This is a genomic window from Prevotella ihumii (genome assembly GCF_900155655.1).
Lineage (GTDB): Bacteria > Bacteroidota > Bacteroidia > Bacteroidales > Bacteroidaceae > Prevotella > Prevotella ihumii.
The window spans coordinates 2,749,231-2,755,706 of the sequence record NZ_LT706987.1 but is presented as its reverse complement, the minus strand read 5'-3'; the positions used below and the strand labels follow the sequence as shown (position 1 = coordinate 2,755,706).

Genomic DNA, 6,476 nt, shown 5'->3' with positions numbered 1-6,476 from the left:
ATCCTTAATCTTAAGCTCAGCATCCCTTTGCTCAAGAAGTTTAACAACAGCTTCCCGAGTGAGAGAATGGTAGTCAGATGTCATTGTACTATAAGGCATATCCATCACATTATCAGTTCTTTATACGATGTAAAGTTACGAAAAATATCTGACACTGGCAAGAAAATACTAAGATTTATTGTATCTTTTTCTTCGGTAGCAATTAGGATTTATACCTTCAATATAGAGTACCAATTCGTCCCAGCGAAGTTCATAAAATCCAACTCTCGCCCGTATGATTTTAGGACTCAGGCAACCCTGTGCCATCTGTTTATGATACACGACAAAACCACAGCGTTCCCAGTGCAGCAATTTAATTCGGTTACGGGCTCGATTGTAGAAAACGTAGACAACACCATCAGAAGGATTGAAGTCATTGCTGCGTACCAATTGGGACAGGCGAAGAATACCCTGACGCATGTCCACAGGAGTGCAACAAACCCGAAAAACATTTGTTTCATTGAGTACAAACATAAGTTTTTCGGGCAAAGGTAGTAAAGCAAGAATGTTACACAAAGGCGGCTAATATTGGATGCTTACAGTAAATATCACATCTTCGATGAAAGAAAAAGGATATAGCTCCTCCTCTCATTACCGCATAAGTTCGGTGGTTGATGAAAGTGAGCGTTTGATGGCGACTAAGTTTGTACAGTGGGAGGTTGAGCCATTGGACAGACTGAGGGGTAGGGTTTATGGAAGAAAAGAAAGCCGAAGCTCACAGAGAGCCGTACTTGCAAGATGAAGTTATCCGATATAAAGCTTTTATTTCAAGGTTTTAATGTGTGCTTTTATCTTTTTTATCGCCCAATCGTAATGACTTGCAGTGGTTGAAACACAGTAAGAACCGAGTGTGGAAGTCCCCGTCCAATTGAATATCCCCTTAGCAAAGAGTTCATTGTTAGAAAATGTTTCAATCAACTCCATTACATTACTATGAGTTTCTTTCAGTTTAGCCTTTGCTTCTGTCAGAGGTGTGCTTTGGTGTTTTTTCCAGAACTCAACATTCATTGTCGGGTATGTTCTCCAATTATATGGTTCGGGAAGAAATGGTTTATGCTCACCGTTGCTATTGGCTTGTACCCAATCCAACAGCAGATGATGCCATTCGTACAGATGTACAAGCACGTCACGCAGGTTCTTGTCTCTGCCCCAATGAGTTTCCTTGCCAGCCGTTGCCATTTCTTCGGCAAATGTTGCGTTCTGTTGTTCCTCACTCATCGTTTCGATGAGTTTCCACATCTTGTCAAATTGTTCGTTTGCAGATGTCATCAAATCTGCCTTTGTGGTTGCTCGTGCCATTTTTTTCAAATTAAAACAATATTCAAAATATAATTGTGGAGCGACCCTATATGACGAGCGCCGCTCCACAATCGAAAATAACTTTACGGATGTACACTTCCTCCGCCGTTCGTCTTCGTCTTCTTCTCAGGCATTGTCGTCTGCTCGTAACTCACATCGGTCAGCGTAAAATACTTTCTCGACGGATTAAGCAGCACCACAGGCTTCTCAATATGCACATTGGCATTGAATTTTTCTCCCTGCGGCACGGCTTTGCTCTTGAACGATGGTTTGAGCGTACCCAAATCGCCAAAATCCACAATGTCGCCGTTTGCCACGATGTCGCGGGCAATCTCAGTGGCATAGTTCAACACGGCTTCCACTTCCTGACGATTGAATGTGGTGGACTTTGCCACACGCTCGCAGAAACTGCGAAAATCCACACGGTGTCTGCCCGTAGGCTGGGCAATCTGAACAGTCTTTCCCGCTTGGGGACCTACATTCATTTTACGTTCCACAAGAACGTATTGCAATGGTTTGTTTGCCATAATTCTATCGTATTTTCCTCCTTTGCCCTCCTTTGCCGAAGTCGGAGGCATTGGCTGTCGGCAAAGGTTTCTTTATAAGCATAACGCAAAGATATTTCTTTTATTGCAAAAGCTCATAAGCTTTTCCGAGAAAGCTCATAAGAAATCAAGAGAAAGCTTATGAGCTTTTTGTTGATTGTCAATAAGGGGGACAAATCTCCCTACTTTGCCACTTCATTAGGGACAGATATGCCAAGATTGACAAGTATTGGGCATTTATCCGTATCTGTTTGCGCAACGGCTACAAAGTGGAGGACGGCAATTTATGGTGCGATATGGTTGATACACTTGCGACACTCAACAAGGACACACGCAGTCCGAAGTATATTTGCCCCACCGACCTAAGAGCAGCGCACGACCATTACTAAGCCAAGCGCAGAGCGATGAAAGAACGTGAGAACATTATCAAGAAGCGTAAGGAAGCGATGGAAGCCGAACAAGCATACAAGCAACTCAAAGCAAAATTCTTTGGCATAGAGTTTACGGACGGCATTATCCGCATCCATGTTTTGGAGAGTGTGCAGGAGCATTTGGAGGAGGGCACGGCAATGCACCATTGCGTATATGATGCACGCTATTACAGCAAACCGCAGTCGCTTATCTTCTCTGCCACAAAGGACGGAGAGCGCATCGAAACCATCGAGGTATCATTGGAAACGATGAAAGTGGTGCAAAGTCGTGGAGTGTGCAACAAGAACACCGAGTACCACGAGCAGATACTCGCCTTGATGCAGAAGAATATGAGAATGATAGCACAGAGAGCAACCGCATAACAATCCTATAATAACAACGATTATGGCGACATACAAGACAATAGAGAAAATTCCAACGTGGAGTTTAGGTTACCTTATCAATGGAGATAGTACAGGACTGACAGACGAAGAAATCGCACTCGCAGACCAATGGAGTAAGGACACCAAAGCGGAGGTTATATCGCCCCACACAGACATAGAGGGGAATATGCAAGCTTATTTTACCCACGTTCCAGCCTTTGGACTACCCACCGAGGTAGAGGACTGCACCCTTATTTGCAGAGAGTAAATAAAAACATCAACCTATAAACGACAACAATATGAAAGTACATGTAGAAGGCATTATTCATAATTTTTCGAGCAAAGCTCTCAACAACTCGTGGGCAGATGAAATACCCATCATCATCGTGAGAGTTATCAATGCCATAAGCATAGCCGAGAGCAAGGAGGAGTTGCAGACCGCACTCCTCCAAATCTCCCAAGAAACGGAACTTGACAAGTTTTTTGTCTATGGTTACGGCGCACATCATTTTTGGCTAACCCACCGTTAGCTATCGAATGGTGAACCAATGGAACACAGATTACTAATCGCTGAGTTTTGAAAATATGGAAAGGAAAGTTTACAGAGTACGCACCCAATACGTTTTTGAAGGTGTGTTTGAGGTTGTAGCCACAGACCGAGAAGAAGCCGAGCGCAAAATCCTTGAAGATTGTGGAATGGTGATGGGCAGAGGAATACACAGCACGCTGCCCGATGAACACATCAACTGGGCTTTTAATACCCACCCCGAAGAGCGGATAATTGAAACAACCGAAAATCCCTAACACAATGAGCCACGCAACCTTAAAAATTGCGTGGCTTCTTTTCTTTTTCATTGAACGAGCAGGCGACCAAAGAAAAGAAGCAAAAGAAAGTCGCAATAATTGCATTATAATTTAATTACGTACAAAAAGTCTGACAATTTCCATTTTTTGCAAAGTTACTCAATCATAACGAAGAAGGCGACTAAAACGACAAGAAAACGCCCCTTGCGAAGCATAAAAATGTCGCAAGGGGTGTATTTGATAATCAGGGTATATAAAACAGGACAAACTCCACATTTCGTCGTTTGACAAGTCCTCGTAGCACCTTTCCTTTGTATCGGCAGAAAGAGACAAATTCACGATAATAGTTCCTGTCGCCCGACTCTATCTTTCGTATTAGTCGGCTTTTGGGATGATTACCATAACCGAGCAAACGACCTACTCCTACATTGTAGGCAAGCAAAGTAAGTAGTAGTGCATCCTTACCATATCCTTTGAAGTGTTCAAAGCATTTCCAAAGGTCGGCACGCAGGAGAGAGTCTGCCTGCCGCTCTGACATATTAGGAGAAAAATGCTCGTGTGGCTGCAACCGATGACCGTATCCTACATAGGGATAACAATCCTTTCTATGTAGTCCCTCGAAGTATTTTACGACCACTACGACACGCTCAAAAGGTGATAAGTCTGCCAATCGCACCCCACGCTGAGCCGGGAGTGATTGACAGAACAAACATATTATACAGAATAAAGCAAAGCGTTTAGCTGTTCGCATCGTTCAAGGCTTTGGTTACTACTGCGATGGACTTTCCCTTTTCCTCCGTTTTTTCGTTATTGAAGTTGAACGACAGTTTGGCGATTTGCCCGAAGTTGTCCTCCACATACACATCAATGGTTTGTCGGTCTGTCGAAGCGGAGGTGTAGTAGAGTCGGAACACTTCTTTTGTGAGCGGATAGCAGTCGTTGGGCTTGAAAGCCGTCCCATTGTCCATTCTTAGCGTTCCTTTCCCGTCCAGCTGGAAATATCTGATGGTGTAGCGAGTATCCTCAAATCTTCCTTCTCGTTTGAGCGTACACCTGATTTCTGCCGTCTGTCCCTTGACGATGTCCTTCTGAACGGGCATCGTCTCGACAGTGAACGGGTAAGACTGCTGAACATCCAACTCCCTATCACAAGCAGATAAACAAAACACGGCAAGGGTTAGCACTCCCATTACCCATATACTATTAAAAAAATTCTTTTTCATTGTTCCCTACATTTATAGATTAAACCTGATTCCTGCCGATACAGCAGGGCGAAAATGATGAACATCCGTACCAAAGAGTATGCGTCCCTGTCCTTTGAATAGCAACAGCACATTGTCCGAAAAGAAACATTCTATGGATAGATGCCCCGCACCGCCATAAACGAAGCGTGAGCGGTCAAGCAGTTTTGCCCCATCGGGCAGGAACGGCTTGTCATCATTGATTTCTTCATAACCACCCAAAGCGGAGACACCACCATAGAGCAACACGTTCTTGCCATTGTCCGACATAATCGGGTGCATATAGCCCAAATGCAAAAGTGCATCTTTGAGTTTCACATCATAACTGCGATACGGCATATTTTGTTGCTCATATTCCATACCCATAAAGGCATAGTTCTCACGCTTCAAGTAGCGAGTGAGCGACAAACCCAGACCGAAGTTATCCTTGGCAAAAAGTTTTTCGCCCTTGATAATCGGCAGACTGCCTACTACTTCTATTCCTTTCTGCTTCGGAATCAGTCTTTGCGCTTGTGCTGGCAGCATCATCGCCACCGCACAAGCCAATAAAAAAAGATACTTCTTCATTACCATTTAAGTTTGAGGTTATCAATCTTCTGAGCCAAAAGTAAATCTTGCGGCTCGACATAGAAGGTAAGCGTTCGTCCACCATTATGCTCATAAAGCGTCACTTCAAGCTGTTTATCCTCTGATAGTGAGAACTGTTCCAAGGCAATGGAGACTACCTATACCTACGACAAGCAGCGTGAGCGTCTGCAGGTGATGAACCTTACAGCGGACGGTCAGACTGTGATGGAGAACAAGTATCGCTATGATGCTGTGGATAATATCCTTGGTATTACGAATGCTGCCAACCCAACGTCGCTGACGAAACTCAACGAGGCGAAGTTAGGAGGAAGGAGTTCGCATACGTATGAGTATGATGAGTTGAACCGTCTTGTTCATGCCAGCGGTAAGGCTAAGCGTGCATCGTATGATATGGTGATGTCGTTCGGACGGATGAGCGAGCCGCTGACGAAGGTGCAGAAGGTGGACTCAACGACAACTGCTAAGTCTTATAACTTCGCTTATAAGTATGAGGACAGTAACCACCCGACGGCTCCAACGCAGATTGGTCACGACCATTACACCTATGATGCCAACGGTAATCCAACGCTGGTAACGAACGATTCGACCAACGCTACCCGTGAAATGTACTGGGACGAGGACAACCGCCTGATGGTACTCTCTGATAATGGCAAAACCTCACGCTATACGTATAACGCTGCCGGCGAACGCATTATGAAGAGTTATGGTACGATGGAAGGTGTGTATATCAACGGTGCTCCGCAAGGCATCACCTTCCATGAGACGGATAACTTCACGCTCTATCCTGCTTCGATAATCAGCATCAACAAGAACCGCTTTACGAAGCATTACTTTATTGGCGACAAACGAGTTGCTTCAAGGATAGGAACAGGTCTGTTCAATAACGTCTATGGACGCAACGGCTCATATGTAACCGCTGGTCAGCAGGACTATGCTGAACGTATGAATCAGATACAGACACAGAAAGAGGCGTACTATAAGCAGCAGGGCATTGCCCCTGGTGTACCTACAGAGAAGGGTGCGTATGGTGACCCGGAGAACACGGGTGTTGGTTATAATGCCGTCCTCACAGAACTCGGCAACCATGATGTGCCACAGGGTTGGATTCAGACTCCACGCCCCAACACCACACCGAATACCAACCCCGGTCCACCTGTAAGCTGGAA

Annotated in this window: 10 protein-coding genes and 3 pseudogenes; 6 read left to right on the top strand and 7 right to left on the bottom strand. The window is 44.9% G+C overall.

Annotated features, from left to right (window positions below):
- Positions 1 to 168: 168 nt before the first annotated feature.
- Positions 169 to 513, bottom strand: coding sequence for an IS66 family insertion sequence element accessory protein TnpB (gene tnpB / locus CZ367_RS11990; RefSeq protein WP_077195453.1), 345 nt, complete (start codon positions 511 to 513; stop codon positions 169 to 171).
- A 58-nt stretch (positions 514 to 571) separates the two neighbouring features.
- On the opposite strand from tnpB, the gene CZ367_RS15985 reads away from it, so the two are divergent.
- Positions 572 to 781, top strand: coding sequence for a hypothetical protein (locus CZ367_RS15985; protein WP_077197063.1), 210 nt, complete (start codon positions 572 to 574; stop codon positions 779 to 781).
- A 20-nt stretch (positions 782 to 801) separates the two neighbouring features.
- Here CZ367_RS15985 and CZ367_RS11980 read toward each other — a convergent pair whose 3' ends face one another.
- Both CZ367_RS11980 and CZ367_RS11975 read right to left on the bottom strand, forming a co-directional pair.
- The gene (locus tag CZ367_RS11980) at positions 802 to 1,338 is read right to left on the bottom strand and encodes a ClbS/DfsB family four-helix bundle protein (RefSeq protein WP_077197062.1); all 537 of its coding nucleotides are present in this window, start codon (positions 1,336 to 1,338) and stop codon (positions 802 to 804) included.
- A gap of 83 nt (positions 1,339 to 1,421) precedes the next feature.
- A complete protein-coding gene (locus CZ367_RS11975) occupies positions 1,422 to 1,865 on the bottom strand; it encodes an HU family DNA-binding protein (RefSeq protein WP_077197453.1) in 444 nt (147 codons plus the stop codon).
- 188 nt (positions 1,866 to 2,053) lie between these two features.
- Between CZ367_RS11975 and CZ367_RS11970 the strand changes: the two are divergent.
- The 4 genes and pseudogenes from CZ367_RS11970 to CZ367_RS11955 form a co-directional block, all read left to right on the top strand.
- A pseudogene (locus tag CZ367_RS11970) lies at positions 2,054 to 2,677 on the top strand (PcfJ domain-containing protein); the annotation flags it as partial.
- A 22-nt stretch (positions 2,678 to 2,699) separates the two neighbouring features.
- The gene (locus CZ367_RS11965) at positions 2,700 to 2,945 is read left to right on the top strand and encodes a DUF6926 domain-containing protein (protein ID WP_077197061.1); all 246 of its coding nucleotides are present in this window, start codon (positions 2,700 to 2,702) and stop codon (positions 2,943 to 2,945) included.
- 31 nt (positions 2,946 to 2,976) lie between these two features.
- Positions 2,977 to 3,207 carry a hypothetical protein gene (locus CZ367_RS11960; protein WP_052046011.1) on the top strand — a complete coding sequence of 77 codons (231 nt, stop codon included), beginning with the start codon at positions 2,977 to 2,979 and terminating at the stop codon, positions 3,205 to 3,207.
- Between the two features lie 55 nt (positions 3,208 to 3,262).
- Positions 3,263 to 3,481, top strand: a complete 219-nt coding sequence (locus tag CZ367_RS11955; protein WP_036927963.1) for a hypothetical protein — start codon at positions 3,263 to 3,265, stop codon at positions 3,479 to 3,481.
- Between the two features lie 244 nt (positions 3,482 to 3,725).
- Here CZ367_RS11955 and CZ367_RS11950 read toward each other — a convergent pair whose 3' ends face one another.
- The 4 genes and pseudogenes from CZ367_RS11950 to CZ367_RS11935 all read right to left on the bottom strand — a co-directional run.
- The gene (locus CZ367_RS11950; RefSeq protein ID WP_077197060.1) at positions 3,726 to 4,232 is read right to left on the bottom strand and encodes a glycoside hydrolase family protein; all 507 of its coding nucleotides are present in this window, start codon (positions 4,230 to 4,232) and stop codon (positions 3,726 to 3,728) included.
- On the bottom strand, positions 4,219 to 4,704 hold the full coding sequence (locus CZ367_RS11945) for a DUF3872 domain-containing protein (RefSeq protein ID WP_077197059.1): 486 nt from the start codon (positions 4,702 to 4,704) through the stop codon (positions 4,219 to 4,221). Before CZ367_RS11945 ends, CZ367_RS11950 begins: the two co-directional genes overlap by 14 nt.
- Before the next feature lie 12 nt (positions 4,705 to 4,716).
- The gene (locus tag CZ367_RS11940) at positions 4,717 to 5,295 is read right to left on the bottom strand and encodes a conjugal transfer protein TraO (protein ID WP_077197058.1); all 579 of its coding nucleotides are present in this window, start codon (positions 5,293 to 5,295) and stop codon (positions 4,717 to 4,719) included.
- Positions 5,289 to 5,441: pseudogene (locus CZ367_RS11935) on the bottom strand (DUF4138 domain-containing protein); the annotation flags it as partial. The pseudogene CZ367_RS11935 and the gene CZ367_RS11940, both read right to left, overlap by 7 nt.
- On the opposite strand from CZ367_RS11935, the pseudogene CZ367_RS11930 reads away from it, so the two are divergent.
- Positions 5,437 to 6,476, top strand: a pseudogene (locus CZ367_RS11930) (hypothetical protein); the annotation flags it as partial. The pseudogenes CZ367_RS11935 and CZ367_RS11930 sit on opposite strands and share 5 nt — an antisense overlap.